The sequence below is a fragment of the Streptomyces sp. T39 genome (assembly GCF_008042045.1).
GTDB lineage: Bacteria > Actinomycetota > Actinomycetes > Streptomycetales > Streptomycetaceae > Streptomyces.
This window is the reverse complement of sequence record NZ_RDBP01000044.1, coordinates 40416-66057: the sequence shown is the minus strand read 5'-3', so window position 1 is coordinate 66057 and position 25642 is coordinate 40416. Positions and strand designations below refer to the sequence as shown.

Annotated in this window: 23 protein-coding genes and 3 pseudogenes; 14 read left to right on the top strand and 12 right to left on the bottom strand. The window is 71.9% G+C overall.

The annotated features are described in order from the left end of the window. Positions 1-19 precede the first annotated feature (19 nt). From rpmB to EAO77_RS29290, 4 genes are all read left to right on the top strand, one after another. Positions 20-256 (top strand): 50S ribosomal protein L28, encoded by a 237-nt coding sequence (gene rpmB / locus EAO77_RS29305; RefSeq protein WP_147991345.1) that lies wholly within the window; start codon positions 20-22, stop codon positions 254-256. Next, complete coding sequence (rpsN, locus tag EAO77_RS29300) at positions 256-561, top strand: 30S ribosomal protein S14 (protein WP_147991344.1); 306 nt, start codon at positions 256-258, stop codon at positions 559-561. The genes rpmB and rpsN overlap by 1 nt, the downstream gene beginning before the upstream one ends. A gap of 223 nt (positions 562-784) precedes the next feature. Next, positions 785-2017, top strand: coding sequence for a cytochrome P450 family protein (locus EAO77_RS29295; RefSeq protein ID WP_147991343.1), 1233 nt, complete (start codon positions 785-787; stop codon positions 2015-2017). 133 nt (positions 2018-2150) lie between these two features. Continuing rightward, positions 2151-2873, top strand: a complete 723-nt coding sequence (locus tag EAO77_RS29290; protein ID WP_147991342.1) for an SDR family NAD(P)-dependent oxidoreductase — start codon at positions 2151-2153, stop codon at positions 2871-2873. A gap of 767 nt (positions 2874-3640) precedes the next feature. On the opposite strand, the gene EAO77_RS29280 is transcribed toward EAO77_RS29290, so the two are convergent. After that, complete coding sequence (locus tag EAO77_RS29280; protein ID WP_147991341.1) at positions 3641-4507, bottom strand: arylamine N-acetyltransferase family protein; 867 nt, start codon at positions 4505-4507, stop codon at positions 3641-3643. A gap of 45 nt (positions 4508-4552) precedes the next feature. On the opposite strand from EAO77_RS29280, the gene EAO77_RS29275 reads away from it, so the two are divergent. From EAO77_RS29275 to EAO77_RS29260, 4 genes and pseudogenes are all read left to right on the top strand, one after another. Further along, a complete protein-coding gene (locus EAO77_RS29275) occupies positions 4553-5203 on the top strand; it encodes a TetR/AcrR family transcriptional regulator (RefSeq protein WP_147991340.1) in 651 nt (216 codons plus the stop codon). 8 nt (positions 5204-5211) lie between these two features. After that, positions 5212-5463: pseudogene (locus tag EAO77_RS29270) on the top strand (hypothetical protein); the annotation flags it as partial. A 159-nt stretch (positions 5464-5622) separates the two neighbouring features. Further along, positions 5623-5844 (top strand): annotated as a pseudogene (locus tag EAO77_RS40505) (glycoside hydrolase family 76 protein); the annotation flags it as partial. 393 nt (positions 5845-6237) lie between these two features. After that, positions 6238-7743: an aldehyde dehydrogenase family protein gene (locus EAO77_RS29260; protein ID WP_147991339.1), complete on the top strand. Its 1506-nt coding sequence runs from the start codon at positions 6238-6240 to the stop codon at positions 7741-7743. A 38-nt stretch (positions 7744-7781) separates the two neighbouring features. On the opposite strand, the gene EAO77_RS29255 is transcribed toward EAO77_RS29260, so the two are convergent. Beyond that, positions 7782-8408, bottom strand: coding sequence for a TetR/AcrR family transcriptional regulator (locus EAO77_RS29255; protein ID WP_147991338.1), 627 nt, complete (start codon positions 8406-8408; stop codon positions 7782-7784). A gap of 90 nt (positions 8409-8498) precedes the next feature. Here EAO77_RS29255 and EAO77_RS29250 point away from each other — a divergent pair, with 90 nt between their 5' ends. The 3 genes from EAO77_RS29250 (at position 8499) to EAO77_RS29240 (ending at position 13617) form a co-directional block, all read left to right on the top strand. Continuing rightward, positions 8499-9638 (top strand): acyl-CoA dehydrogenase family protein, encoded by a 1140-nt coding sequence (locus EAO77_RS29250; RefSeq protein ID WP_147991337.1) that lies wholly within the window; start codon positions 8499-8501, stop codon positions 9636-9638. Between the two features lie 152 nt (positions 9639-9790). After that, positions 9791-10843, top strand: coding sequence for a TerD family protein (locus tag EAO77_RS29245; protein ID WP_147991336.1), 1053 nt, complete (start codon positions 9791-9793; stop codon positions 10841-10843). Positions 10844-11625: 782 nt separating this feature from the next. Next, positions 11626-13617, top strand: a complete 1992-nt coding sequence (locus EAO77_RS29240; RefSeq protein ID WP_147991335.1) for an ATP-binding cassette domain-containing protein — start codon at positions 11626-11628, stop codon at positions 13615-13617. A gap of 44 nt (positions 13618-13661) precedes the next feature. On the opposite strand, the gene EAO77_RS29235 is transcribed toward EAO77_RS29240, so the two are convergent. Both EAO77_RS29235 and EAO77_RS29230 read right to left on the bottom strand, forming a co-directional pair. Next, positions 13662-14438, bottom strand: coding sequence for a hypothetical protein (locus tag EAO77_RS29235; RefSeq protein WP_147991334.1), 777 nt, complete (start codon positions 14436-14438; stop codon positions 13662-13664). A 787-nt stretch (positions 14439-15225) separates the two neighbouring features. Further along, entirely contained in the window at positions 15226-15831 is a 606-nt protein-coding gene (locus EAO77_RS29230; RefSeq protein WP_147991333.1) for a dihydrofolate reductase family protein, read from the bottom strand. Positions 15832-15998: 167 nt separating this feature from the next. Here EAO77_RS29230 and EAO77_RS29225 point away from each other — a divergent pair. Beyond that, a pseudogene (locus tag EAO77_RS29225) lies at positions 15999-16208 on the top strand (helix-turn-helix domain-containing protein); the annotation flags it as partial. A gap of 73 nt (positions 16209-16281) precedes the next feature. On the opposite strand, the gene EAO77_RS29220 reads toward EAO77_RS29225, so the two are convergent. Beyond that, the gene (locus EAO77_RS29220; protein ID WP_147991332.1) at positions 16282-17226 is read right to left on the bottom strand and encodes an SMP-30/gluconolactonase/LRE family protein; all 945 of its coding nucleotides are present in this window, start codon (positions 17224-17226) and stop codon (positions 16282-16284) included. 106 nt (positions 17227-17332) lie between these two features. Here EAO77_RS29220 and EAO77_RS29215 point away from each other — a divergent pair, with 106 nt between their 5' ends. Continuing rightward, positions 17333-17785, top strand: a complete 453-nt coding sequence (locus EAO77_RS29215) for an Lrp/AsnC family transcriptional regulator (protein WP_147991331.1) — start codon at positions 17333-17335, stop codon at positions 17783-17785. 400 nt (positions 17786-18185) lie between these two features. Here the strand turns inward: EAO77_RS29215 and EAO77_RS29210 are convergent, their stop codons facing one another. From EAO77_RS29210 to EAO77_RS29185, 6 genes are all read right to left on the bottom strand, one after another. Further along, the gene (locus tag EAO77_RS29210) at positions 18186-18566 is read right to left on the bottom strand and encodes a hypothetical protein (protein WP_147991330.1); all 381 of its coding nucleotides are present in this window, start codon (positions 18564-18566) and stop codon (positions 18186-18188) included. Beyond that, complete coding sequence (locus EAO77_RS29205) at positions 18563-19150, bottom strand: TetR/AcrR family transcriptional regulator (RefSeq protein WP_147991329.1); 588 nt, start codon at positions 19148-19150, stop codon at positions 18563-18565. Before EAO77_RS29205 ends, EAO77_RS29210 begins: the two co-directional genes overlap by 4 nt. 322 nt (positions 19151-19472) lie before the next feature. Continuing rightward, positions 19473-20231, bottom strand: coding sequence for an SDR family NAD(P)-dependent oxidoreductase (locus EAO77_RS29200; protein WP_147991328.1), 759 nt, complete (start codon positions 20229-20231; stop codon positions 19473-19475). Positions 20232-20256: 25 nt separating this feature from the next. Further along, entirely contained in the window at positions 20257-21570 is a 1314-nt protein-coding gene (locus tag EAO77_RS29195; RefSeq protein ID WP_261994187.1) for an MFS transporter, read from the bottom strand. A 179-nt stretch (positions 21571-21749) separates the two neighbouring features. Beyond that, positions 21750-22334: a TetR/AcrR family transcriptional regulator gene (locus EAO77_RS29190; RefSeq protein WP_147991326.1), complete on the bottom strand. Its 585-nt coding sequence runs from the start codon at positions 22332-22334 to the stop codon at positions 21750-21752. 69 nt (positions 22335-22403) lie between these two features. Beyond that, the gene (locus tag EAO77_RS29185) at positions 22404-22916 is read right to left on the bottom strand and encodes a diadenosine tetraphosphate hydrolase (RefSeq protein WP_147991325.1); all 513 of its coding nucleotides are present in this window, start codon (positions 22914-22916) and stop codon (positions 22404-22406) included. Between the two features lie 346 nt (positions 22917-23262). Here EAO77_RS29185 and EAO77_RS29180 point away from each other — a divergent pair, with 346 nt between their 5' ends. After that, positions 23263-24465 (top strand): serine hydrolase domain-containing protein, encoded by a 1203-nt coding sequence (locus tag EAO77_RS29180; protein ID WP_147991324.1) that lies wholly within the window; start codon positions 23263-23265, stop codon positions 24463-24465. 231 nt (positions 24466-24696) lie between these two features. On the opposite strand, the gene EAO77_RS29175 is transcribed toward EAO77_RS29180, so the two are convergent. Beyond that, positions 24697-25584, bottom strand: coding sequence for a bile acid:sodium symporter family protein (locus tag EAO77_RS29175; protein WP_147991323.1), 888 nt, complete (start codon positions 25582-25584; stop codon positions 24697-24699). Between the last annotated feature and the right edge of the window lie 58 nt (positions 25585-25642).

Below are 25642 nucleotides of genomic sequence, written 5' to 3'. Positions count from 1 at the left end.
GAGAGAGGCACCACCACACATGTCGGCCCACTGCCAACTGACCGGCGCGAAGCCGGGATTCGGCAACTCCGTGTCCCACTCCCACCGGCGCACCTCGCGCCGCTTCGATCCGAACATCCAGCGCAAGCGCTACTGGCTGCCCGGCGAGGGCCGCCACGTCCGGCTGACCCTGAGCGTCAGGGCGATCAGGACCGTGGACACGATCGGCGTCGAGGCGGCCGTGGCCCGGATCCGGGCGCGAGGGGGAAAGGTCTGATGGCGAAGAAGAGCAAGATCGCGCGGAACGAGAAGCGCAAGGAGGTCGTCGAGCGGTACGCACCGCGGCGAGCGGAGCTCAAGGAGATCATCCGCCGCCCGTCGACGGCCCCGGAGGAACGCCGGGCCGCCCGGGCAGAGCTCCGCCGGCAGCCGCGTGATGCCACCGCCACGCGCCTGCGCAACCGCGACAGCGTCGACGGCCGCCCCCGCGGCTACCTGCGCAGGTTCGGGCTCTCCCGCGTCCGCATGCGACAGCAGGCACACGCGGGGTTCCTGCCGGGAGTGACCAAGTCCTCCTGGTGAGACCCGCGTTCTCCCGGCCGCGGGTGACCGCGGCCGGGAGAGCCCCCGTACCCGGCCCGCCCTCGCGGGCTCCCCGCCACCGTCCTGGGCCGGGCCGGTGGCGCGCCGGGCGAGGGGCAGGGGTACGCGTGCGGGCCCGCTGGGCAGGATGGACCACGACCGCCGCCGCGACGAACCCGTCCGGCGGCCAGGCCCCTTGCCCGCACACCGAAAGAGGCCCACCGTGACCGAACAGCGGCTCCTCGTCCTCGATCCCACCGCCTCCGACCCGGACTCGGAACACCGGGACCTCCGGGAACGCGGGGCGGCCACACCGGTCGACATCCTCGGCGTCCGCGCCTGGTCCGTCTCCGACCCCGCGCTCCTGAAAGAGCTCTTGACGAGCAAGGACGTCTCCAAGGACGGACGCGCCCACTGGCCGGCGTTCGCCGAGACCGTCACCACCTGGCCGCTGGCGCTGTGGATCGCGGTGGAGAACATGTTCACCGCCTACGGAGCCGATCACCACCGCTTACGGCGCATGATCGCCCCCGCCCTGTCGGCCCGGCGGGCCGCCGCCCTCCAGGCGGACATCGAGGTGATCGCGACCGGCATCCTCGACCACCTCGACACTCTCCCGGCCGGTGGGACGGTCGACCTGCGCGAGCAGCTCGCCTACCCGCTCCCGATCGCCGTCATCGGCCGGCTCATGGGCGTCCCGTCCGGCCGGCGCGCCGAGTTCCGCACCGTGGTGGACAACGTGTTCGCCACCCACCTCACCGCCGAGGAGCAGGCCGCCAACACCGCCGCGCTCTACGGGCTGCTGGACGGACTGATCCAGGTCAAGCGGGCCGAGCCCGGCGAGGACATGACCTCGCTCCTCATCGCCACCCGCGACGAGGAGGGCGACGGTTCCGGCCTCGGCGACGCCGAACTGCGCGACACCCTCCTGCTGATGATCAGCGCCGGATACGAGACCACCGCCAACGTCATCGACCAGGCCGTCACCGCCCTGCTGTCGGACCCGCGGCAGCTCGCCCACGTCCGGGAAGGCCGCTGCACCTGGCAGGACGTCGTCGAGGAGACCCTGCGCCACCAGCCCGCGGTGAAGCACCTCCCCCTGCGCTACGCCCGCGCCGACATCCCCCTCCCCGACGGGCGGATGATCAGGGCCGGCGAGGCGATCCTCGCCTCCTACGCCGCCGCCAACCGCCACCCCGACTGGCACCGGGACGCCGACCTCTTCGACGCCACCCGCCCCGGCAAGGACCATCTCGCCTTCGGGCACGGTGTCCACTTCTGCCTCGGCGCTCCCCTCGCCCGGCTCGAAGTGGCCACCGCCCTGCGCCTGTTCTTCGAGCGCTTCCCCGACGCCCGGCTCGCCACGGAACCCGACCGGCTGGAGCGGATGCCGAGCCTGATCAGCAACGGACACACGTCCGTCCCCGTGCACCTGCGCCCGGCGCCGGCCGGCTGAACGCCCTCGGGGCCCGGCGGGGCCGTCGCGCGGGTCAGGGCGGCGAGGCAGTGGAGCGGGCGGGGCGGGCGATGAGTTCCGCCTCCCGCTCCGGTCTGCACTGTGAGCTGCCTTCGCCGACAAGGAGAGAGTCATGCTGCTGGCCGACAGGACCGCGATCGTCCACGGCGGTGCCGGAGCGGTGGGGTCGGCGGTCGCCCGCGGCTTCGCGCGGGAGGGCGCCGTCGTCCACCTCACGGGACGGACGGTCGTGCCGCTCGAGGCAGTGGCGCACCGCATCCGCGACGACGGTGGAGTCGCGCACGTCGCCGAGCTGGACGCGACCGACCGCGACGCCGTCGATCGCCACGCCGACGCGGTGGCCGCACAGGGCCGCGGGATCGACATCTGCTTCAACGCCACGTCCAACGACGATCTCCACGGGACTCCGCTCCTCGACATGGACGTGGCGGATGTGCTCCGCCCGGTCACGAAGGCGGTGACGACCACCCTCACGACGGCCGCGGCAGCGGCGCGGCACATGGTCCGGGGCGGCAGCGGCGTCATCCTGGTCATGGGCGGCGGACGCGAGGCCATCCCCCGCCTGGGCGGCTCGCAGATCGCCTGGTCCGCCCTGGCCGGTGCCTGCCGCCAGCTCGCCTCGGAACTCGGCCCGCAGGGTGTGCGCGTCGTCTGGCTCCTCTCCCCCGGCTCTCCTGCTCCGGGTGACGAGAACCGGGCCGCCGACGGCGCGCTGCTGACCGAGCGCCCCCGCTACGACGATGTCGCCAACGCCGCCGTCTTCGCCGCATCCGACTGGGCCCGGACGATGACGGCCTCGGAACTCAACCTCACCGGCGGCCTGGTGGTCGACTAGGCCGTGTTGTAGGACTGGGGTCCGCGTCTCGCCTCGTGCCGGATGATCTCGGTGTGGGGCGAGGGGACCTTTCGGAGGACCAGTGGGCGGTGCTGGAGCCGTTGTTGCCGGTCGCGGGGGTGGGCAGGCCGTCCGTCGGCCGGCGGCGGTTGATCGACGGGACCCGTCGGCGGGTGCGGACCGGGCCCCGTGGCGCGATCTGCCACCCGGGCACGGGCAATGGCAGACGGTTCATGGGCTCTTTCGACGCTGGCAGCGCGATGGGAACCCCTCTTCGTTGCTGACCGGGCTGCAGGCCCGGGCCGACGCAGCCGGGCTGATCACCTGGAAGGTGAACGCGGACTCCACGATCTGCCGGGCCCATCAGCACGCGGCCGGTGCCCGGCGGGACCCAGAAGGAACCGCCTGGCGGCCATCAGGACGAACCCGACGATCACGGCCTGGGCCGTTCCCGCGGCCGGCTGGACCACGACGATTCACCTGGCGTGCAAACAAGGGCAAGCCGTTATCGCTGCTGGTCGCAGCCGGTCAGCGAGGAGACCGCCCGCAGTTCACGGCCGTGCTGGAGGCCATCCGGGCTCCGCGTTCCCGAACACTCCGTCGGCATTCTGGTCGGCTCGTCCAGGAAGGTACGGCGGCCTGGAAAGGTTCCTGCGTGAGGCAGGTGGACGCGACAGCGCCCTGTCCCTGCGGGCGGGGAAAGCCCTCATGGCCCTCCCGCCGGGAGGCACGGTGCGGGCCGAGACCAGGATGGCTGGCACTCAGTGTCAGTTCGTCTCCTGGGTAAGCGTCCGCCAGAGATCGTTCTGGGCGCCTGCCTTCTCCCAGAGTCGGCCGACTCCTTCCGGCCCGAGGTCCTCGAGCGGAACGAGGAACCTTTCCGAGAGCGTCGTGGCGAATTCGTCCACGTCCCTGATGGCCCTGGAGCTCCTGCCGTCGGCGCTGTACTGCCGCACCGTACGTGACAGCAGCAGGGAAGTGCTCCCGGCGGCGGGCCGTGCGGCGATCAGCGTGGTCACGTAGGGAGATCCCGGAGACGTGGAGAGCTCGTGCGAGCGGGCTGCGAAATCGGCGGGCTCGCGCGGCTGGAGACGGAAGTCGTAGGAGGCGATCGTCGCGCCCGGGTGGTGGTGGAAGCGCCAGGTGTCAGAGGTCAGGCGCTCCAGTCGGTAGGTGAACTCTCCTTGCGTGTGGACCCCTTCCCGCAGTGGGAGCGGTTCGAGGAACCCGTCTCCGATACCGGCGTCGGCAACCCATTGCCTGCCGTCGACGTCGACGATCAGCGCATTGTGGTTGCCCCACATCGCATCCCCACGAGCCTGGCGCAAGACGCCGCCCTCGACCATCGACACCTCGAATCCGGCCAGGCGGAGCAACATGGCGAGGCCGGCGTTCTGTTCGTAGCAATAGCCGCCGCGCCGCCGCCGTATGAGCTTGTCCCACAACGCGTCGGGATCGAGGCTGACCGGCCTGCCGAGCTGGATGTCGAGGTTCTCGTACGGCACCATGCGCCGCCACGATCGGTGCAGGGCGAAGAGCGTCTCCCGGTCAGCCGCCACGCGACCTCGGTGCCCGATCCGGTGCAACATCGCTTCGAGAGTCATCCAGGCCCTTTCTGAGAGAAGATCCGCCACTTAACTCGACTATAGGGAGGATGTTCGCTCACATATAGTGCTGGGATGACACCTTCGACTGCCGGGCGCGATCTGCGGGCCGATGCGCGGCTCAACCGTGCACAGATCATCGAGGCGGCCCGGGCGCTCTTCGCCGAACGAGGGCCCGACGTACCGACGGAGGAGGTGGCCCGCCGCGCCTGCGTCGGAACCGGCACCCTCTACCGTCGATTCCCGGACCGGCAGGCGCTGATCAGCGCGGTGGCGCTGGACGGGTTTCACCGCGTGGTGGCCATCGCTCGCACGGCCGAGGACGAAGAGCCCGACGCCTGGCGAGCACTGACGCGATTTGCGCACCAGGCCGGAACCGAACTGCGGTTGGCAACCTGGCTGTCGGTCTGGTTCGCCAGCACCTGGGCGGACCTTCAAAGAGACCCCGAGAACCGCCGACTGCGCGAGATCCTGCTGAAGATCCTCGACCGCCTCGTCCGCCGCGCCCAGTCCGACGGCGACATGCGCCGGGACGTGGACACCGGCGACCTGGCACTGTTGATCGCCCTGCTGCTGCGACCGATCCCCGGGCTGCGCGCCGAGCTCACCCAGCGCAGCGCGGATCGCTCTCTGGCCCTCATGTTCGACAGCCTGCGAGCCCGCGACGATGCTCAGCAGCTACCCGACCGGGGGATCACCACCGCCGACCTCGATCCCCACAACTAGGCCGTGTATCGGAGGACGCCCTGTGCGTCCTGATCGAACACCTCAGCACCTCGCACAACACCTTCGTCGTCACCCAGCCCGACGAGGACGACCCGGTCCGGTTCACCTCCGCCGTGCTCCTGGACGAAGGCGGCTACGAGGTCGTCCGACGCGACACCAGCCGCAGCGAACACGATGTCATCACCGAGACCGACATCGGCCGGGTCGCCCGCGACCTCACCATCTGGATGGCCGCTCGCGGCTTTCCCGGACGGTCCACCCAACACGCCGGCAACTTCTCAAACACGGCCTGGGCCACCGGGCCGTGGTCGTCCGACCCGGCGCCGTCCGGTGAACCGCCGCCGGGCGCCGGGGCCGATGCCCGGCCGGTGGGGGCGCCCCGGGATGTCGGGCCCGTGCCCCCGTTCACCGGCACGGCGTACGAGAAGAACATCGACGCGCAGGGCGGGCAGTTCCGCAACGAGTACCTCGACGACACGGGGTGGTGGGGCCTGGCCTGGATCGCCGCGTACGACCTGACCGGTGACCGGCGCTACCTCGACACCGCGCGGGCCGACGCGGACCACATGTGGGCGAACTGGAACGACACCTGCGGCGGCGGGGTGCGGTGGAACACCGGCGGCAACTACAAGAACGCCATCGGACAGTGCCTACGACCGCAACCGCAACGCGCTCGACCAGTACGGACCGCACTGGAGCGGAGGCGGCACGACCGTCGGGTACGGCTGCCGGCAGAGTGTGCTCGACCTGCTCAACGCGGCCACGGGCTGAGCAGGGGGCCGGTATCCGGCCCGACCGGATCGCCTGCCCCGGTTCGGGCGGGAGTCGGGGGCACGGGGCGTCGCCGGGGCAGGGGCGGCTCGGTTCGCGTCCGGAGTATTGACGCCCTATGAAACAACTCAATAGTTTCAGTATCTTCGACTCACCGGGGCGGGTCCGCGGGTCCCCGGCGCGCCGCCGGCACCGCGGACCGCTCCGGTGACGTGCTGTTCCCGAGCAGTCGTCCGCCTCCCTGCACTCCGTCAGGAGCCCCGATGACCGACACCACCCCGGCCGTCGCACCACACGTCCCGGTCTTCACCACGCACTCCCCCGCGACCGGCGAGCCGCTCGCCGAGCACCCGGCGAACGGGCCGGAAGAGGTCTCCCGGGCCGTGGCCCGGGCCCGGACGGTCCAGGCCGGGTGGGCGGCGCTGCCGGCGGCCCGGCGGCGGGAGCACCTGCTGCGCTGGAAGAAGGCGCTCGCCACCGAACTCGACGCCCTCGCCCGCACGGTCGCCGAGGAGACCGGCAAGCCGGCCGGCGACGCGGCGCTCGAGGTCGTGCTCACGCTGGAGCACCTGGGGTGGGCCGCACGCAACGCCGCACGCGTGCTGCGCCGGCGGACGGTGGGCACGGGGCCGTTCACCGTCCACCAGCGGGCCTCGCTGGTGCACCGGCCGCTGGGCGTGGTCGGCGTGATCGGCCCGTGGAACTACCCCCTGTACACGCCGATGGGCTCCATCGGTTACGCGCTGGCGGCGGGGAACGCCGTGGTCTTCAAACCGTCCGAACTGACCCCCGCCACCGGGGTCCTGCTGGCCCGGCTGTTCGATGCCGCCGTGCCCGGCCACGCCGGGCTGCTCACCACCGTCACCGGCGCGGCGTCCACCGGGGACGCCCTGGCCCGCTCGGGGGTCGACAAGCTGGCGTTCACCGGGTCCCCGGGGACGGCCCGCAAGGTGATGGCGGTGTGCGCCGAGTCGTTGACGCCGTTCCTCGCCGAGTGCGGCGGGAAGGACGCCGTGATCGTCGCCGCGGACGCGGACCTGGAGGCGGCCGCCGACGCGATCGTGTGGGGTGCGCTGAGCAACGCCGGGCAGACCTGCGCGGGCGTGGAGCGCGTCTACGCGGTGCGCGAAGTCCACGCCGAGCTGTGCGAGCGGGTCGTCGCGAAGGCCGGGGCACTGCGTCCGGGTGGCGAGGCGGACTCCGCCTACGGCCCGATGACGCTGCCGGGCCAGGTCGCGGTCGTCGAGCGGCATGTGACCGGTGCGGTCTCGGCGGGTGCGCGGGCCCTGCTGGGCGGGCCGGAGTCGGTGCGCGCCCCGTATGTCGCGCCGGTCGTGCTGACCGGGGTCCCGGAGGACGCGGCGGCCATGACGGAGGAGACCTTCGGGCCCGTCGTGGCGATCAACGCGGTGGCCGACGTGGACGAGGCGGTGGAGCGGGCCAACGCCTCGCGGTACGCCCTGGGCGCGGCGGTGTTCTGCCGCAGCGGGCGGGCGGGGGCGGCGATCGCGGCGCGGCTGCGCGCGGGGGCGGTGTCGGTGAACTCGGTGCTGGGCTTCGCGGCGGTGCCGGCGCTGCCGTTCGGCGGGTCGCAGGACTCCGGCTTCGGGCGGATCCACGGCGAGGAGGGCCTGCGCGCCTTCACCTCCGTGCAGTCGACGACGGTGCAGCGGTTCACCCCGCCGATCGCGCTCACCTCGTTCGAGGTCCCGGCGGCCGCACGGGAGCGCGCGGTGCGGCTCGCCCGGGCGCTGCACCGGCGTCGCTGAACGGCCGCCGCGGGCCCGGCCGCGTGGGCGGCCGGGCGTCAGGCGGTCAGCAGGGGGGCCAGGTAGCGGCGGGCGAAGGCCCGCGCCTGGTCCTCGTCGTCCATCTCGATGCAGCCGGCGGGGTTGAGCAGGAACGACACGGCGACGCGCACCATGAGTTCGGCGACCGGCCGCGGGTCCTCGTCGGGGCGGCCCTCCGCCTGCTGGGCGCGGCGCAGATGGCCGGTCAGGTAGGCGGCGGTGGCGGAGAGCGAGGAGCCGCCCTGCACGGTCAGGTAGGGCAGCACGATCTCGGGTTCGAGGCGCAGCAGGCCGCCGAAGAGCGGATGGGCGCGGGTGTGGCGCAGGGCGACCACGAACCCCTCGACGACCCGCTCCTCCATGGTCGGCAGCGCCGCCACGGCCGCATCCAGCTGCTCGAAGAAGCGGCCGAGTTCGCGCAGCAGGGTGGCCTCGACGAGCTTGTCCTTGGACTGGAAGCGCCGGAAGACGGTGACGCGGGAGACCCCGGCGCGCTTGGCGACGTCGTCCACGGAGGAACGGCGCAGGCCCAGCAGGGTGAACTGCTCCAGCGCGGCGTCGAGGATCTTCCGCGCCGTGCGGTCCTCCGTCTCCGGCGGGGCGATGGCCCGGGCGGTCCCGGAGTCGTCCGTGTCAGTTCTCATGGTGCTCACGATACCGGCGAACACCTCCCGAAGAGACGCTGGAACGCCTATCGTATCTTCGTAACGCGACACGATCCCCGGAGGGACCTGATGGGCAGTCGCCTCACCGAAGAACAGGCCGATTTCGTCGCGGCCGTCCGCGATTTCGCCAAACGGGAGTGCGGCACCCGGGAGCAGCGCGACGCGCTGACCGCGGGCGGCCGCGAAGCCCACAACGCCGAGCTGTACGGCAGGCTCGCCGACCTCGGCTGGCTCGGGGTCTGCCTGCCCGAGGAGTACGGAGGCGCCGGCGGCGGGCTGGCCGACGCCTGCCTCCTCCTGGAGGAGACCTCGTACGGAATGGTCCCCGCCGGTGGTTTCATCACCACCGTCATCGCCGCGAAGGCCTACGAGAAGTTCGGCACCGAGCGGCAGCGACGGGAGGTGCTGTCCGGGGCCGTGCGCGGTGACGTGCTGTCCATCGCCATGTCGGAGCCGGGTGCCGGGTCGGACGTCGGCGCGCTGCGCTGCCAGGCCCGGCAGCAGGCGGACGGCACCTGGGTGATCGACGGCCAGAAGACCTGGATCTCCAACGCCCACTGCGCCGAGCACACGCTGCTGGTGGCCCGCACGGGCCCGGACAAGCACGGCGGCCTGACCATGTTCCATCTGCCGGCCGGCACCGCGGGCGTGGACGTGCGGCGCATCGACACCATGGGGGGCCGGGAGGTGAACGACGTCTTCCTCACCGGCGTGACGCTGCCCGCGGACGCGGTCGTCGGCCAGGTGGACGACGGCTGGCGGCAGTTGATGGCCGGGCTGAACCACGAGCGGCTGTTCCTGGCAGCGAACATGCTGGGTCTGGCGCGCCGCGCCTTCGACGACGCGGTCTCCTACGTCCGCGAGCGCGAGCAGTTCGGCCGGCCGGTCGGCTCCTTCCAGGCGCTGCGGCACCGGATCGCCGACCTCGCCACCGAGATCGAGTGCACCCGGCTGCTGGTGCGCGAAACGGCCCTGGACTGCGACGCGCAGCCGGACAGGCTGTTCCCGCGCGAGGCGTCGATGGCCAAGCTGAAGGCGACCGAGCTCGCCAAGAGGGCCGCGCTGGAGGGCATGCAGATGATGGGCGGCTACGGCTACACCACGGAGTTCGACATGGAGCGCCATCTGCGGGCCGCCGTGGTGTCCACGGTCTACGGCGGGACCAGTGAGATCCAGCGGGACGTCATCGGCAGGACGTACGGCCTCTGAGACGGCCGAAACGGTCAGGGCGGCTGCCCTCCCCCGGCCGGGGGAGGGCAGCCGCCCTGACCGTTTCGGCCGTCTCAGAGGCGGCGGGCGCCGCGAAAACGCACGTCACCGACGACGACAGGCCGGTGCTGCCGTCCGCCGTCACACGGTCCGTGACCGAGGTCCTCACGGCGGAGGTCCTGCGCCGGGCCGGCCGCGGTGCCCCGGTCGGCGTCGCCGTGGTGGACGCCGCCCTGGACGGGGTGATCGCGCCGTTCACCGAACGGACCGCGTCCCGTGCCCTGGTGACCCTCCCGCGCGGCAGTGAACTCGCGCTGCCCGACGGCCGGTCGCTGCGGCTGTTCCTGACCTGGACGGAGAGCGAGGCCTCCGGCCGGACCGATCTCGACCTGTCCGTCGCGCTGTTCGACGCCCACTGGCGGCACATCGGCGTCTGCGACTACACCCACCTGCGGTACGCGCGGCAGGCCGCCGTGCACTCCGGAGACCTGCAGTCCGCGCCGCCGCCGCTCGGTGCCACCGAGTTCGTCGACCTCGACCTCGACCTGCTCGCCGACACCGGAGCCCGGTACGCCGTCGCCGTCGTCTTCTCCTACAACGACGTGCCGTTCGGCGAGCTGGCCGAGGCGTTCGCCGGTCTGATGCTGCGGGACGGGCCGGGCGGGGCCGGCCCGCTGTTCGACCCGCGCTCCGTCGAGCAGCGCTTCGACCTCACGGGCACCAGCCGTGCCTGCGTGCCGCTCGTGGTCGACGTGCGACACCGCACGCTGCACTGGCTGGACGTCGTCAAGGGCGTCACCGGCACCCACCACGCGGTATGGCGTCACGCCGACGCGCTGGCCACCCTCGCGCACCGGCTGACCGAGCTGTTCGCCTCCGGCGCGCGGGTCCGGCTCGGCGAACTGGCCGTCTGGCAGGCCGCCGCACGGGCCCGGACGGTGGTCGTGCGCCACCGGGACGGGTCGCGCGACGTCTACGCCCGCCGCGACGGCGAGGACGTACCCGGCTTCGCCGCACGCATCGGAACACCGGACGCGGACGGCGGCGAGCCCGCCGAAGCGCCCGGCCTCGTCCACCTGTTGCGGGGCGACGTGCAGCCGGCCGACGGCGCCGAGGCGTACGCGCTGTATCCGCTCGCACTGGACGCCGCCCGGGTGCGCCTGCTCGCGGCGCCCGACCTGGTGACGGCCCTGGCCCCCGCCTGACGGTCCGCCCGTACCGTGTGGCCCGCGCACGGTACGGGCGGACGACCTGTGCGAGGGGGAAGTCCGCCCGCGTACGCGCAGGACGTGGCCCACCCTCACCTCCGGGTCGTGGCTCTCACCGCCGTCGCCCCGTACGCCGACCGCGAGGATCCCGGCGCCGCGCTCTGGCGCCTTCCCGAACGGCGGGGATACGGCGCGCGGAGGAGTACCGGACCGAGGCGGCTCGGGCCAGGGCATGTTCCGAGCGCGCCGGCGGCGGCCCCGGCTCGACCGTCCTGAACGGCGCCGGCCGAGCGGGGTGGTCGACCAGTGCTCGCCGGAGGCGGCAGACGCATGCCGCACGGCGTCCAGAGCTGCTTCGAGCGGGGCAGGGGCGACGGTGTCGGCGTTTCGGCCATCAAAGGACCGGGGCCGCGGCGGGACACACCAAGGCCCCCGGGCACGCGGGGTCCCTTCGCCCAGGAATCGCAGGCGCTCCGGCACGACCGAATGACGTGTGTTCGATATCGCGGCCGAGTCGTTGGGCATCACGACCTCACCGGAGCGACCGTCCCAGGGGGAACGATGACCTCGGCCGTCACACAGGACCAGCCACTTCATCCACCGAACGGCACCTCGCGGGACGACGAACCGCGGCGGGCCGGTGTTCGAGAGGACGACGTTGTCCAGGGCGCGTCACGCCCCCGGGCCGGGAGACGGCAGCCCTCGCGCAGGCCCGTCTCCGGCAAGCTCACCCCCAGGGCCTCCCACCGGGCGGTCGACCGGCCCACGGGAGGCGCCCGGTGAGGAGATTCTTCGGCCCCGTCACCATGGCCGAACCGCAGGTGTCCGAGGCCGAACACGAGCTGTTCGGCGGGCCCCTGCGCTACGACATGGGATGGTCGCAGCACGAGCACGCGTCCTTGGACCTGACCATGATGTCGGCGCTGCGCTCCATGCCCGGACTCGTCGGCACCACGCTGCGCATGGCGTGGCAGGCGGACCGGCGTGCCCTGCTCTCCGTCGGAGTCAGCGAGATCGGCCAGGGCATCGCCGCGGCCGCCGGACTGCTCGCCGTCAACGCCGTGATGCACGCGCTGCTCGCCGGCAGCGGGAGCGCCGCCGAGCGGCTGCACGCACTGTTGCCCGGCCTGCTGGCCGCCGCCGCCGTCGGCGTCGTCAACTCCGCCCTCTCGGCCTGGTCCACCTCCCGCGCGGGGCGGCTGGAGCCGAAGGTCGAGCGGATCGCCACCACCCAGTACCTCGCCGCCGCGGCCGGCGTCGAACTGGAGGCCATCGACGACCCCGACTTCCGGCGGCTCGTGGACGTCGCCCAGCACGGCCCCGGCTCCGCCCGCCGCATGATCAGCGCGTGCGTCGCCGCGCTGAACGGACTCATCTCGCTGATCACCACCGCCGGCGTGCTTCTCGTGCTGCATCCCCTGCTGCTGCCCATGCTCATCCTCATCGCCGCCCCCCGGGGCTGGGGCGCCATGCGTGTGGCCCAGGAACGGTACGTGTCGGTGATGAGCTGGATCGAACACGTACGCGCCGGCCGGCTGATCGGCAACCTGCTCACCGAACGCACCGCCGCCCAGGAGGTCCGCCTTCACGGCGTCGGCACCTTCCTCCTGAACCGCTACGAGCGGATGGCCGAGAGCGCCGAAGCCGAACAGGAGCGCCTGGCATCCAGCAAGGCGCTGACCGAGTGGGTGGCCGCCGCGCTGTCCGGACTGGCGATGGCCGCGACCTACGGGGCCATGTTCTGGCTGATCATGGCGGGGCACATGAGTCTCGCCGTCGCCGGCACCGCCGTCATCGCCGTGCGCACCGGCTCGGCGAGCCTGGGCGCGCTGGTCATGAACATCAACCAGCTGCACGAGGAGAGCCTCTACGTCCGCGACCACGGCCGCTTCCTCACCCGGGCCGCCCGGCGGACGCTGCCCGCCGGCGGCGCCCCCGTCGCCGAGCGGGTCGAGGAGATCGTCCTGGACCAGGTCACATACCGCTACCCCGATCGGGACACCGCGGCCCTGGAGGGGGTGTCGCTGACCCTGCCCATGGGATCGGTCACCGCGGTGGTCGGTGAGAACGGCTCCGGCAAGAGCACCCTGATGAAGATCCTCTCCGGCATGCTGCTGCCCGACACCGGCACGCTGCGCTGGGGCGACGACGATGTCACCGGCCTCGACCGCGCCCAGGTCTTCGAGCGCGTCTCCCTGCTCACCCAGGACTTCCAGCGCTGGCCGGTGACCGCCGCGATGAACATCCGCCTCGGCCGCCCCGACCACCCCGCGACGGACGAGGACCTCATGCCCTCCGTCGAGTACGCCGCCGCCGGCCCCGTCGTCGCCAAACTCCCCGACGGCCTGCGCAGTCTGCTGGCCCGGATCTTCCGCGGGGCCATCGAACTGTCCGGTGGCGAATGGCAGAAGATCGGTCTGGCCCGCACACACTGGCGCAGTGCGACGTCACAGGCCGACGGCGTCCTCATCGTCGACGAGCCGACCTCCGCCCTCGACCCGGAGGCCGAGATCGAAGCCTTCGACCGCATCCGCCGCCTCGCCGCCCCGAACCGGGCCGTCGTCCTGGTCACCCACCGCATGTCCGGCGTCCGGCACGCCGACCACATCTACGTCCTCAGCAACGGTCACCTCGCCGAACACGGCACCCACGACGAACTCCTCGCCGCCCGCGGACGCTACGCCGCCATGTTCGACGCCCAGGCCGCCCAGTACGCCCCGACCGCCACCATCCCGCACCCCGCCGCGCCCGCCGTCCCCGACCAGGTATGAGAAGGCTCCGGGCGGAACGTCCTGCACGCCGCGGTCGTATCCGTTCAGGTGGACGAGGTGTTCTGTGTGGCCTCGCGTGCCTCGGTGAGGGCGCGCTGCCCGAGCTCGCCGAACAAGTGCATCGTGACGGCGGCCAGGACGTCGTCCCTGCCGATGGTGCGCCGGTCCCCGCGGCGGGTGGCGAGGGCCAGGAGGGGATCCTCGAGGGGCGGGGATGGAGCCGGTTCGCCCGGTGTCACCAGGGCGACCGTCCCGAAGCGTTCGACCCCGCCCTCACGGACGATCATGGCGGCGTCTCGTGCGAGGTCCGTAAGGAACACGCTCCCGATGCCGTCCAGGTCACGGACCATCGACGGGACCGCTGTCACCCCTCGGCTTCTCAGCAGCCTCCTGACGCCGGCCTCGAAACGGTGGGCGCCGGCCACACCGCTCGGTTTGCGTGCCCCGCGCCGCTGACGAAGAGGCACCGGGACACCCTCGGCGTCGTACATCTCGCCCATCAGGCCATGAAAGGTCGGGCTGTGGAGGTACCACGTGGACCCCACCTCCACCTCGACGTTGCGGTCTATCGCCGAGATGAGGTCCCGGGGCGCCAGTTGCTTCCGGGCCTCCGCCGCCGCCGCTCTCCTCGCGCCGTCGACGATTTCCGTCAGCACGGTCCGCGTCACCGACGCGGCGGCCCACGCGGCAGAACGGGAGACGTGCAGCGTCGTCACGTCCCTGAACACCGCCTTGACGAGTGGCGGTGCGAACGGCGGGACGTCCCTGACCGAGGCGGTCCGGGGACCGCCGCTCCCAGGGCGTGCGGGCTGTGCAGTCATCGGAGGAAACGCTCCTTGCTCTCGGAGTTGCCGGATTCTCACACGTCGCCACGCGGCAGGCAGGAGAACGCACCCAGGACGAACCGGCCACCACCGGTGCCGACGAGGGCACCGGGCAATCCTGCGCACCATCGACCAGGCCGCGGACGGACCGGCGGCGCGCGGAGAACGGCGGGCCGGCTGACCGACTGCGGCAGCGTGCCACGCAGCGGCTCGTGCCGCCGGGGCGGACGGGCCATGCAGTCGCCAGGGGACGTCCTCCTCTTCAGTTGCTGCAGAGGCGAGTCGAGGACGCGGGAGGGCGTCCCCATCGGTGATGCTGCCATCAGGGTCTGACAATGGCCCTGCCCCGCTGCGGTCGCAGGGCGACCTCGTGGCGGCCTCGTCGCTGTGGCCGTAGCCAGGGCTCCCACGGCGGCGCAGCGTCACGACGCGCGGCCTCGACCGCGGCTCGTGGCTGTCGGGGCGTGAGCGGGGCGGCTGGGTTTCGCGGGGCGTCGTGGCGTGGGCCCGTGCCTGTCCTGGTGCGCGTCGGGAGTCCGTCCTGCCCGCCAGGACTGGGGCGGGCCGGGGCAGCGGGTCGTGCTGCGGCACGGCCGGTCGTGCGGTTGGAGGGAGGCGGTGGCCTCGCGTCCGGCTTCCCGGCGGCGGGTCGTCGCGGTCGATCAGCGCGGGCGCGGCGCCGGTGAGCGCCTGCGGCGGCGTGGGGCCAGGCGGGCCGGGTGCCGACGTCGGCCGCCCTCCGGCGGCGGCCGTGCTGCCGCTCCGACCGGCGGACGGGGCGTCGTCACGCAGGGACGCCGAGCGGCGGGTGTTCGAGTACGCGGGGCTTGTACTCCACCAGCTGGATGCGGCCGTCGAACGTGCGGTGCTCGATCATCTCCAGGGCAACGTCCGGGTAGCCGTCGTAGATGCGTTCCTCACCCGTGGCCCCGGTGATCACCGGGAACATCACGACCCGGAAGCGGTCGACGAGTCCGGCTCGCAGCAGGGACCGGCACAGGCTGAGGCTGCCGATCGTGCTGAGGAGCCCCGAGCCGCTCGACTTCATGGCGCGGACCGCCTCGACGGCGTCGTCGCGGACGAGCGTGCAGTTGGCCCAGGTCAGCGGCTCCTCGAGAGAGGAGGAGAACACCGTCTTGGATGCTTGCGTGAGCTCGTCGACGGACGCCTCCTCCTCGGGCCTGAACTCGTCCTGCCCACTCGGGACCTCGCCTGCGGCGAAGCCCGACATCAGGCGGTAGGTGTTCGCTCCCATCAGGTAGGTGGCCTCGGGCTGCTCGCCGAGCCAAGCGAGGTACTCCGGGCCTTCGAGGCCCCAGAATCCGGGCCATCCCTCTCCTGATGCGTAGCCGTCGAGCGAGGTGATGAAGTCGACGAGAAGCTCCGACATGGCGGTGTCCTTTCCGGGGTGTCACGAGCTTGGACCGGCCGGGAGCCGTAAACTCATCGGCCACGCCGTGGAGCGGGAGAAAACGGCCCTTCCTCCCGCCCGGGAGCCGTCTCCGGCAGCTGCTCGCCGGCCGTCTCGGCGGCGCCTTGCGCGAACGCCCGGGCGGCGGTCCTCGCCGCGGGCGATGGGTGACCCCGCTGCGCGTGACCCGGGCCCAGCACCTCCTGGAGACCACCGACCCGCCCGTCGACGACATCGCCGGACGGGTCGGCTCCGCCACCGGGACCTCCTTGCGCGAGCACCTGCACACCGCGATCGGCGTCTCACCGATGGCGTACCGGCGCACCTTCCGGGAAGCTGCCGCCCCGCTGGGGTGAGCTCCGCTGGGCCCGCACCCCGCCTGCGTCGGCGGTGTGGTGACGGAACATCCGGGAGTTCACCGGGCGCCGGCTAGAGCCAGGGCCGCCGGCCCGGTCCGGTCGGGTGCGTGCCGGTGACTCCCATGACCACCGAGTACAGGCTGGTCTCCGCGGTGATGAAGAGGCGGTTGCGCTTGGCGCCGCCCCAGGAGATGTTGGCGACCGCCTCGGGCACATCGAGGCGGCCGAGCAGGGTGCCGTCCGGGTCGTAGCAGTGCACGCCGTCGTCCATCGCGGCGACCCAGAGCCTGCCGCCGTCGTCGAAGCGGAGGTTGTCGAAACGGGCCCTCTCGCGGGCCGCGGCCTCGGCGAAGACCTCGCCCTCGGACAGGGTGCCGTCGTCGCGCACGTCGAAGACGCGGATGAGGCCCGCCCGGGTGTCGGAGACGAACAGCTGCCGCTCGTCGGGCGAGAAGACCAGCCCGTTCGGCGCTCCGAAGCAGTCCGCGACCAGCCGTACGTCGCCCGTGGCCGGATCGATCCGGTAGACGTTGTTGGAGCCGATCTCGCTCTCGGCGCGGTACCCCTCGTAGTCGCTGGTGATGCCGAAGTCCGGGTCGGAGAACCAGATCGATCCGTCGGACTTCACGGCCGAGTCGTTCGGGCTGTTCAGGCGTCTGCCCTCCCACCGGTCGGCCAGCACGGTGAGGGTGCCGTCGTGTTCGGTCCGGGTCACCCGTCGGTTGCCCTGCTCACAGGTGATCAGCCGCCCCTCCCGGTCCAGGGTGTTGCCGTTGGTGTGCCCGGCGGAGCGGCGGAAGACGGCGACCGAGCCGGTCTCCTCGTCCCACCGCAGCATCCGGTCGTTGGGGATGTCGCTCCAGACCACCTGGCGCCAGGCGGGCACGTAGATCGGCCCCTCGGCCCAACGGCAGCCGGTGAACAGGACCTCCAGCGCGTCATCACCGTTCATGCACCTTCCGGTACGGAACCGGTCGTCAAGCATCTCGTACAGCCCCGGGCGCTCACCGCTCATGGGGTCCACTCCTCACGAAGCCATCAGGTGCCGAATCTCAATCGGTCTGAAGCGAAGACTGTAAGATGACATACGGTGTTAGCAAGGATTTTCCGAATGGAGAGCTGTGGATCACATCGATCGTGAGCTGCTGGCCCGGCTCCAGCAGGACGCCACCCAGTCCTACGCCGCGCTCGGTCAGGCCGTCGGCCTCTCCGCCGGTGCCGCGCACGAGCGCGTACGCAAGCTGCGTGAGCGCGGCGTCATCCGGCGCACCACGGTCGAGGTCGACCCGGCTGCCGTGGGAAGCGCCGTGCTGGCCTACGTGATGGTCGACTCGACGTCCTGGATGGGGGATTCGGCACAGGACTTCGCCGCGCTTCCCGAGATCCTGGAGGCGCACGTCATCGCAGGCAGCGCCTCGGTCCTGGTGAAGGTCAGGACCGCGACCACCGAGCAACTGCAGGACGTCCTGCGCCGCCTGTACGCCATCGACGGGGTCAGCGGCACGCAGGCCACCGTGGTCCTGGAGACCTTCTTCGAGCGGCCGCTCTCCCCTGTGACCGGCGACCAGCCATGATCCCCGCGCACTCCGGCGCCGCCCCGGGGTGCGACCACCCCGAGCGTCGACTGCCGGTCGACGGAAACCGCCGTCGTGAAGGCGAAACGTCGTTCGTGCTCCGACCGGCACAACACCGTCCGGCGGGATGTCGTTCCCCGGGCTTCGGTTTCAGGCCACCGCGGAGGACGGCCGCGGCACCGTTTCGGGGGTCTCCGAACTGTTTGCACGGTGCCCCGCCGAGGTCGCCGGCCGTACAAGGGGCACAGCACTGCCCGGCCATGCCGACGACAGGGCGACCAGCATCATCGAGGTCCTGAGGAACCGCGCCCCACAGCCGCTGCGCGCCGGGACGTGAGCGCGGCGTTCGCCGGAGGGCTTCGGCGTCGGACAGGACGACTTCCGGCCGGCGACGGCGCGGCTATGCGGCGCCCGCCGCCGTCAGCGCCGCGACAGGCAGGAGCAGAATCCACTGCGGCAGGCGGAGCAGCGGGCCGGGCCAGCCGACGGACAGGGTGACGACCAGAAACACTGCTGCGTACGCGAGGAAGTGCGCGGCGACGAACCATGCCACCATGCCGGCTCCCGGCGTACCGTCCTTCAGGGAGAGGTGGAGCAGGACGAGTCCGGAGAACACCAGGTCGATGCTCACCATGTGCCACACGGCGTGCAGGACACGCTTGGGTTCGTCTGCGACCCCGCAGGACAGCAGCGGGCGGACGACGTCGCGGTGTCCGGCGACGATGTGCACCATGGCCACGATCAGCGCGGTGATTCCTGCCGCGAGGAGCCAGCCGTTCATCGGACCTCGATTCCTTTGGCCACCACAGAGGCCAGCAGTCCGGCCAGTTGCGGGGCGGGGTGTTCGCCGACCAGTCCCACGTGGAAGAACACGGCTCCCGCGAGCGTGTCCAGGACCAGGTCCACCGGCGTCTCGGCCGCGATCTCCCCGCGCAGCAGGGCTCGTTCGAAGACGACCAGCAACCGTTCCTTCGACGGGCCCAGGAAGTCGCCGCGGATGCGCGCCTTCAGTTCCGGATCGGCTGCGAAGTCGGCGAGCAGCCCAGGGAGTGCCACCGCGGCGGCAGGTGCATGGAACTCGTCGACCAGACCCTGCAGCAGTACGGTCAGATCTCCGGCCAGCGTTCCGGTGTCGGGGGCCGGAGCATCGTCGGTGGTCGTGAAGACGGCCTCGAAGACCAACTCCGGCTTGCCCGGCCACCGCCGGTAGATCGTGTCCTTGCCGACACCGGCCCGCGCAGCCACCGCCCCGATCGATGTCGCGGCGTAGCCGACCTCGACCAGCAGCCGTGCTGTCGCGTCGATGATCGCCGCGTGCGAGCGAGGATCCCTGGGACGCCCTCTGGAGGACGGAAAGGAGCTCATGATGTTTACCTTACGGGTCGACCCGTAAGGTAAACAAGGCTCGTTCGCCCCGCTCGCCGTCGGCGACGACGCCGCGGTTGCCGAACGCGGTGCCGCCGGGAGAACCGGTTGACATCCGGTCAGGAAGTGCGCGGCCGGCGGGCCGTCACCGACGTTCCCGTGGCACGAGCGGGGCGGGTCCGGGGCGGAGCAGCGAATCGCCGCGCGCTGTCCGCCCCGCCGGTCCCGGGGCGGCGGGGCGGACAGCGTGCCGGCTCCTGACCGGCGGCGGTTCTGAACCGCGAACCGGACCTCTCCGCCTCAGCCTGAGGTCAGCCTGAGGTCAGGCTGACGACCCGCTGTCGACGACCAGGTCGGTGCCGACGACCGAGGCGGCCGCGGGCGAGGCGAGGTAGAGCACTGCGGCCGCCACTTCCTCGGCCTCCGCGACCCGGCCGAGTGGGTTCTCGGACTTCATCCGCTCCGCACGGGCGGCCTCGTTCTCCCCGGGCCGCAGCGACATCGGGGCGGCGGAGGCGCCCGGGCTGACCGCGTTGATGCGGATGCCCTGGTGGATGTGGTCGAGTGCGGCGGCGCGGGTCAGCGCGGAGACCGCTGCCTTGGAGGTGATGTACGCCGCGGCGTTCGGGATGCGGAGGTGTGCGCCCAGGTTGGAGGAGATGTTGACGATGACTCCGCCGCCGTTCTCCTTCATGTGCGCGATCTCGTGCTTCATGGCCAGCCAGACGCCGGTGACGTTGGTTCGCAGGACCGCGTCCCAGTCCTCCTCGCTGACCTCTCCGACGGGCACGGTGCCCCGGAGTATCCCGGCGTTGTTGACCGCGATGTCCAGTCCGCCGAAGCGGCTGACGCTCTCCCGCACGAGGTCCTGGACCAGGGCCGAATCCGTGACATCGGCGGTGACGGCCACGGCGGTACCGCCGTCGGCCTCGATGAGGCCCACCGTCTCGTCCAGGGAGGCAGCGGTGCGCCCCGCGGCGACCACCGACGCGCCCTCGGCGGCGAAGGCGAGCGCGATGGCGCGGCCGAGTCCGGAGCCTGCGCCGGAGACGAGCACGGTCTTTCCGGTGAAGCGGTTCATTTCTGCGTCCTCTTCGATCGATGGATCAGTCGGTGCGGTGGTTGAGGAGTGCGGTGACGGCCAGGGCCGCCCCCGCGGCGGCCAGGGACCAGGCGTCGCCGTCGAGTGTGAGCAGGAGGGCGAACAGGACGGTGGGGCCGAGTTCCATCGCGCTGTTCATCACGCCGCCCGCGAGCCCGATCTGCTGCTGCGGCACGTCCTGGGTCGCGAGCACGGCGGCTCCCCCGAAGGCGGCCGCGGTGCCGGCCGGCAGCAGGACGAGACCGGGCAGCAGTCCGTACGCGTACGGGATGTGTGCATCGAGCCCGGTGGAGGCGAGGAGAGCGAGCCCTGCCGCGGCGGTGCCGAGCCCGGCAGTCGTGAGCGCCCGGGCCCCGTAGCGGACGATGAGCGGCCCCGTCGCGCGTCCGGAGGCGAGCAGCGCGAAAGCGAACGGCACGAAGGCTGCCGACGTCTGCAGCGGTGACCAGTCGCGTGTCTGCTGGAGGTGAAGCGAGAGGACGATGAAGGTCATCGATGTCCCGCAGGCGCTCAGTGCAATGGAGGCGAGGGCGAGGGCTCGCCTCCGGTCGAGCAGGAAGCGGGTCGGCAGCAGGGGGTCGCGGACGCGACGCTCGGAGTACAGGAACGCGGTCAGCAGCGCGGCTCCGCCGAGCAGTGGCACGAGCACGCCCCCCGAAGACCAGGGCCGGGCGTCGGTGAGGACGAGCCCGTAGCTGGCCAGGGCCGTTCCAGCGGCGGCGAGAAGGGCGCCGGGCAGGTCGAGAGCCCTGCCAGGGTTCGGCGCGGTGGGCGGAAGCAGCCGGCGCGTGAGGGCGAGCGCCCCCGCGGCGACCGCGAGCGGCACGACGAAGGTCCAGCGCCACGAGAGCAGCGACAGGATGACGCCGGCGAGCAGATTGCCGGCGGTCGCACCGAGCACGGAGAGCCCACCCCAGGTGGCCATGGCCTTGCCGTACGCGGTGGGGGACGGGAACGCGGCACGCAGTACCGCCATCGCGGCGGGTGCCACGAGGGCCGCGCCGGTTCCCTGGGCGAAGCGGGCGGCGAGCAGGGCTTCGAGGCCGGGAGCGAACGGTGCGGTGGCCGAGCCTGCGGCGAAGAGTGCCAAGCCCGCGACGAGGGCGCGCCGCCCGCCGTAGCGGTCGGCAAGCCGGCCCCCGAAGAGCAGCAGCCCGGCGAACGCCAGTCCGTACGCGGCACTGAGCAGGACCAAGTCGTGGCGTTCCAGGTCGAGTTCACGCCCGATCTGCGGCAGTGGCACAGCGATCGCGGTGAGCGTGAAGATGAGCGTGGTCTGGACGCTGCCGAGAAGGACGAAGGCGTGTCGGTGCCGCACTTCGACAGCGTGGGTGGCTCCCCCGGCGGTCAATGCCTCTCCTTTATTGGATCGATCGGTCAAATATCTGGGCATGCGACACGAGGCGTGCGGGCAGGGAGAGAGCCGGCGTCTCCGGGCGGCCGGCAGGGCTCCGTCCCCGTCGCGGGGGACGTCGACCCGGCCGCCGCCCCGGGGATTCAGTCCAGCAGGGTGAGCGCCTGCTCCGCCGCGTCCTGCACCCGGGCCGGATCGCTGGACGCCTTGCCGACGACTCGTATGCCCTGCATCAGGACGAGCAGCGTGCGGGCGAGAGCGCGCGGGTCGCGGTCACGGGGCAGTTCGCCCTGCGCCTGGGCCCGCACGAGTGCGGAGTGCAGGGGGGTTTCGACGTGCTCCCAGCTGATCTCGACCCGGCGGGCCACCGCGGCGTCGTGGGGAGCGAGTTCGGCCGCGGTGTTGGTGATGAGGCAGCCGTACAGCCTGCCCTCGGGGGAGGCGGCCTCCGAGGCGAAGCGGCGCACCACCGCCCGCACGGCGGGCAGTGCCGGGCCCGGCTGCGACAGCTCGGCAAGGAGGGAAGGGTCGCGTCCCTCGGTGTAGAGGTCCATGGCCTTCAGGTACAGCTCGTGCTTGTTGCCGAAGGTGGCGTAGATGCTGGCGCGACCGATGCCGAGGTGCTCGACGAGGTCGGCCATCGACGTCGCCTCGTAGCCGCGCCGCCAGAACAGCTCGAGGGCCGACCGCAGCGCGGCCTCCGGATCGAATTCCTTGGTCCTGGCCATGCCGTGAACCTTAGACCTATCCAGAACGATCGGTCAATAAAGCCTGCTGTCGATGGGCACCATCACTGGTCACTCGGGTGGGACCGACGCGAAGCGGCACTCGCGGGCCGGCGAGCGCAGATGGTCCAGTTCGCTGCTGATCGCCTCCCGCAGCGCGTCATGCCGCGGGCCGAGCCTGAACTGCTCGTCGCTCCACCGTTCGCGGGGGTGGAACCACACGGGCCTGCCCACCACATCAGCCGGCTCCCAGTCGAACCGCGGCCAGACATGGGCATGCAGGAACGGGTCCGTGTTTCCCAGGATCTCCAGGTTCACCCGGCGGAAAGCTGCATCCAGCCGCCGACAGGCCCGCTCGACCGCTTCGCCGAGCTGCTCCATGTCGGACAGGAACGACAGCCGTTTGGCTCTCGGCAGGTCGGACAGCCGCTGCACATCCGGCTCGTCCACGAGCAGAACCGAGTAGCCAGGCAGGAACTGAACGTCCCCGATCACCGCGAACCCCGACGTCAGGCGTCGTAGCACGGTCGGGTTCTCTCCCCTCAGCGCGGCCCCGATCCGGTCCGTCCGCCAGTCACCAGTCATGGCCAGAACCTATAGTCCGGGGATCACGGACCGCTCCTTCCTCGCACAGTTCACAGAGCATGCGAGGAGCCACGAGCGGCCCGGCCGTTGGTAAGGATTCCCATCGGGCAGCGGGTCGAGGTGCGCGTGGACAGTGCGGCCGCGCTGCCCCCGCTGCGCTCCTGCGCACGTGCAGCGCGCCGCGCCGCTCGGCCAGGTCCCGTTCCGGCTCACCGCCGGCCGGCGCGCACGGGCGGCTCCGAACGAGTGGACTCGGCCGGAATCCCAGGAGCACGCGCGCCCAGCCGGGGATCCGGGTGGTGACGTGGCAGTCCGAGAGCCCGTGACCTGGAAGAGGCACCCCCGCATGCGACGTTTCTCCTCCCGCCGCCTGTCCGCCGCGGCACTCCTTGTGGCGTCCGTGCTGGCCCCTGTGACGACGGCTCCCGCCGCGGCCGTGCCCGCCGCGGTCGCCGATCGGCATGGTCCGCAGGACGACTGCCCGCCGAACGGACTGGGCCCCGAGGTGGCGGCCCGGCTGGACAAGGCGATCGAGGAGGTCCGGCAGCAGGCCGGCATCCCCGGCGTCGTCGTCGGGCTGTGGATGCCGGGCAAGGGCAGCTACGTCCGCGCGAGCGGCGTCGCCGACACCGCTACCGGCCGGCCGATGTCGAAGAACGGATTCGTCCGCATCGGCAGCGAGACCAAGACGTTCACGGTCACCGCGCTCCTCGAACTCGTCGACGACGGCCTGGTCGGCCTGGACGACCCCATCGCCGACTACATCGACGGAGTGCCGGACGGCGAGAACATCACCCTGCGCCACCTCGCAGGGATGCGCAGCGGCCTGTTCCCCTACACCGCCGACGCCGAGTTCCAGCAGGCCCTGCTCCGCGACCCGAGCCGCTCCTTCACGCCGCAGGAGGTGCTCCGTTACGGCTACCGGCACGACAACACCTTCGCGCCGGGCACCCGGTTCCAGTACTCCAACACCAACCTGGTCCTGCTCGGCCTGGTCGTCGAGAAGGTCAGCGGCCGACGCCTCGCCGACTTCCTCGGCCGGCGGGTGCTGCGCCCGGCGCGACTGCACCACACCCTGCTCCCTGCTGACGCCTCGTTCCCCGCACCGCACCCCCGCGGCTACACGAACCAGACGCTGACGGGGGCGATCGAGGACTCCACCGACTGGAACCCCAGTTGGGCCTGGGCGGCGGGTGCGATGATCTCCGACCTGCACGACCTGCGCCGCTGGGCCAGGATCGTCGCCACCGGCGAGCTGCTGAGCCCGCAGACGCAGGCGGAGCGCCTCAGGACACTGCCGACCGGGTTTCCCGGTACGAGCTACGGCCTCGGCATCTTCGAGACCGGCGGCTGGATCGGCCACAACGGCAGCATCCCGGGCTACGAGACGGTGACCGTGTACCTGCCCTCGCAGAAGGCGACCCTCGTGCTCATGCTCAACACCGACATCACCACCGGGGGAGTGGAACCGAGCACCCCGCTCGCCCGGGCGATCACCGAGATCGTGACGCCGGGCAACGTGTACGACCGCCCGACCCCGCCGAGGTGACGTGCCTCCGCCCTGACCGGACCCCGGGCGACGGGCCGGGCCACCTGCGAGGGGGCTCCGGCAGCAGGGAGGACCCGGACAGGGCGTCGCCACCGTGGCTCCCGCGGCCGTATCCGGGCCGGGCGCCGGTCTCGTCCGCCCCCGACGACGGTCGTCGGCGACGAGCGAGCGGCGGGGATGGCGGCTCGACCGGAAGCACCGGGATGGTCACCTCAGGCACCGGGATCGTCGTCATTCGACCGGCTGGCCGAGAACCTTCTCCGCGTCCGAGCGCCGCCGGGTGATCAGGTAGCCGAAGGCGGTCGCGAGGACGTACATGAGGACGGAGTAGACGGCGCTGGGGATGGCGACCTCGGTGCTGTCCAGCACGCTGAGCGCGATGGTGAGTGCCACGGTCGTGTTGTGGATCCCGACCTCCATGGAGCTCGCTATCGCCTGGCGCTCGTCGAGGCGGAGCAGCCGGGCACCGCCGTATCCGAGAGTGAGGCTGGCGAGGCAGAAGAGGCCGGTCACCCATCCGACCTGCTGCATGTAGTCGGCCAGGTTCTCCCGCTCGCCCAGCAGGGCGCCGACCGAGACGAACACCAGCACCGTGACGGAGAAGATCCGGACCGGGCGGTCGGCGCGTGCGGCGAAGTCGGCGGAGCGCCGGCGGACCGCCATGCCGATGCCGACCGGGATGAGCACGATCGCGATGACCTGCACCACCTTGCCCAGCTGCAGGCCGAGGTCGCCCTGAGCGTCGAAATGGTCGATGGCGAGGTTGGTGACCAGGGGGATGGTGAGGGCGGCGAGCACCGAGTTGACCGCGGTCAGCGTGATGTTGAGGGCCACGTCTCCGCGGAAGAGGTGGCTGAACAGGTTGGCCGTCGTCCCGCCGGGAGAAGCGGCCAACAGCATCACGCCGACGGCGAGCAGAGGGTCGAGGCCGAAGAGGCTGACCAGCCCGAACGCCACGAGCGGGAGCACCAGAACCTGCAGCACCAGCGCGACGAGCACCGCCTTCGGTGTCCGGGTCACCCGCCGGAAGTCGTCGGCGGTCAGGGACAGCCCGAGACCGAACATGATGATCGCCAGGGCGATCGGCAGGCCGGTGGTGACGAGTGCTGAGTCGTTCATCGGTGTCCTTCGAATCGGGAAGGGGCGGGGACGGCGAGCGTTTTCCGTCCCACGCGGG